The 2,851-nt window shown below is 52.1% G+C and carries 2 protein-coding genes; both read right to left on the bottom strand.

The genetic code is table 11. From position 1 onward, the window contains the following. Positions 1 to 66: 66 nt before the first annotated feature. Positions 67 to 1,167, bottom strand: a complete 1,101-nt coding sequence (locus QME66_13205; GenBank protein ID MDI6809905.1) for a hypothetical protein — start codon at positions 1,165 to 1,167, stop codon at positions 67 to 69. Between the two features lie 15 nt (positions 1,168 to 1,182). After that, on the bottom strand, positions 1,183 to 2,851 hold a 1,669-nt coding region (locus QME66_13200), incomplete at its 5' end, for an alpha/beta hydrolase (GenBank protein MDI6809904.1).

The following is a 2,851-nucleotide window of genomic DNA, read 5'->3' as shown; positions in this document are numbered from 1 at the left end:
TCGGGTCAACCCCGTCGGCAAGTTTCGTCACGATCTCGATGGCTTGGTCAACGTCCATGTGCCGGATTACTGCTTCGGTTTGTCCTTCTCGGCCTTATCCTTCGCTTCCTTGACCAGCTTCGGAAGGTCGGGCTTCGAGGGGCGTTTGTTCTGCCGGAAGGATGCCTTCGCCTCGTCGGCGAGTTGCTTCGTCGCCTCGTAAGGAAGATCGCCAGCTTGTTCAAAATTCCGGTCACCGTAGGGATTGGTGACAGATCGTCCTCGCAGGCGAATGAACCTCTTAGCCACGGTACAATATTCTACCTCAAGACGAGAGTAGATCGCCGGATCCCGGCTCCTCAGATAGACGTATTTCGTCTTCAATGGTTTTTGATCTTGGGGCGTGAAGACGTATTCCGGTTGATAACCCGTGTCTGGCGCTTCGTATAGCAACTGCTCGGACACGATGATTCCGCCGTTGGTGTTGCCTGGCGACAAGACCACCGCCCATGTTGTGTCGTTCGTATTGAATACAGCTTTCATTTTGAAATCACATACAAGCGGCTCGTCATTTAGAACAAGTTGAGCAATATCCCGGACAGGTGTTGCCCGGATAAGATCGTATCCCTTCGTCTGGCCAGATTCATTGGCAGAGACCTGGCAACTCCAATCCACTGTGTTCATAAGGAATGTGGTATCGCCTTGCTTCCTCATGCGAAAGACAACAGGAGATTTCTTGCCAGCAACAAACGGTTTCGGATGGCCAGGCTCTTCAAAATATTGAAAACTCCGGTTCTGGTCCGTTAACAAGGCTCCGTCATGCCCCGCCTTCGAGATGCCTTGGATATAGAGACTTGAACCTGTTTCCTTCTCAACTGAAAAGACCCCAGTATTATCTGTCTGGACAGTGATTGTCTTGATTTGGCCAAAGAATTCGGATTCTTTGGGGCTGAAATGCTGAATGTGAATCTCTGCGTTTGCACCGACGACCGGTGCATTATTCTGATCGACCACTTTGCCATAAAAGGTGATGGCAACATCGCGTTTCTGAACAATTGCCTTCATCAGTGACATTTTCTTTTCGGCACCTTCACGTTCCATGGGGGAAAGATCGTTATTATCGGCCATCGCCGACACTGATACCAACAAGATCAAGGGCAACAGGAACTTCTCGTTTTTCAGCATCATTTGGAAATCCTCCACCTACTGGTTAAGTTGGGCATCTTCGACAACAGCCGTCCAGAACGGCCGTTCATCCACGATATTTGATCGGAACTCACGGCTGTGGGAATAGTGCTGATTATTATATCCCCAATTTCGCAGATCCCTTGCCGTGCCAAAGCCATTCACAGATGGCTCGGAGCCCAGAGCTCTGGATCGGGACTCCACGATCCGGGCAAAGGTTTCAAACCTGTCGTCCGGAATAGTCATGGTGCGTTCATCGAACGGCAAGAGGCTGTCGTAATAGAAGCGGTCGCCAGAAGCCGGAGCGTAGGAATCAACATTGGAATCGCCTTCCGTGTACCAGTAGTTCAAGTCCGGTTTCATCTCGTTGTTTAACTGCCATGCTATTGCGCCCAAAGCATAGTCTACGGGATTGAAATACAGAGCCATTGCTCCCACATGACTTGAATTGGCGGCAAGGTATGGAGTATCAGGCGACAGTCCCGAAGAATAGCGGGCGTAAATATTCGGCGTGTCAAAGCCGGTCCAGTAATTGGTGACGGTGTTGTCGTAGCAATGAGCCGGGATTGCCGCCTGAGCCGCTATGTACGTGTGAACCACGGATGACGAGAAAAGCCGGAGCGCCTCGCCCATCACGACATTGCCCATGCTGTGGGCAATCACCCGGATCTCTCCCGAATACGTCGAGTTCAGACTGGTGATGCGGTTCTTCAACGCTTCGCCTGAACGCCATGCCCGGACTTCACTTGCATCATATGTAAGTATGCCTGTGTACGTGGGCCACTGAAAACCACCGACATGGCCTTTGTATCTTTGCCACCAGAGGCGTTTGAAGACGGTTTCACTCCAGCGATCCTTTTCCCAGCCTTCCATGTTCCAGCCGTGAACGTGCAGAACATATTCGTCGTTCTCTGGCGTGTATGTCGTTGAATTGGCGTTGCTGCCGGAATTTGTGTTCACATTGTCGTCTGCGATAACGGTGACAACGTATTTCTCGTAGAACTCGGTTATCGGTCTGAGGTCAAGGCTCATCGCCTTCTTGCAGACCTCGTTGCCGTTCATCTTGACGATCAACGTCAAATCGCCTTTCCCGGCGGTCTTGCCTTCCAGAATGAACGGCGACACCTGATCGGCGGTCTTGATGTGCTGATTCGGCAACTGGACTTCGGTTGTCCCGACCGTAATCAGTTTGGTCTTTTGGATTTGTTGAGCGGCAACACTGGTGTCGGAGAGGTAGGTGGAAGATTCCCCGACCGCCTCGAAAATGTTGACCGACGGTGAGCCGGAGCTGACGTTCTCAAACTTCAGGAAGTAGGTGATTCCCGACAAGTTGGCCGTGGTGTCGTCCACTTTGATATGCAGCCTGGTGAAGTCCTCCAAGTCACGCTTGCAGGTAATGGCGCTGTCGTTGCAGTTCGCCGTTCCGCTCTGCGCGTCGTCTTCCTCGCCGCCGGAAATTACGTCAACGTCGTCATTAACCCAGAAGAGATAGTGGTTGTCGTTCGTGTCGCCAAAGGTGATGGAATCGTCCCGATTCCCGTCCATAGCGATGTCGCACTTGGGGACGTAAATCTTGAATGTTCTTTTGCCGCTGTTGAAGCCGCTGTCTTCATGATGGCCGCCAAGGACACGGCCGGAATTATCGGCCGGCCAGGGATCAACCGCGATTATCCCGACGCCCGTGACG

Source organism: Candidatus Eisenbacteria bacterium (assembly GCA_030017955.1).
Classification (GTDB): domain Bacteria; phylum Eisenbacteria; class RBG-16-71-46; order JASEGR01; family JASEGR01; genus JASEGR01.
The sequence above is the reverse complement of the archived record's forward strand: the minus strand, read 5'-3'. Positions and strand labels throughout refer to the sequence as shown.

Excerpts from the sequence above, each read along its gene's own strand:
- QME66_13205 (MDI6809905.1), bottom strand. The coding sequence starts at position 1,167 with ATGATGCTGAAAAACGAGAAGTTCCTGTTGCCCTTGATCTTGTTGGTA.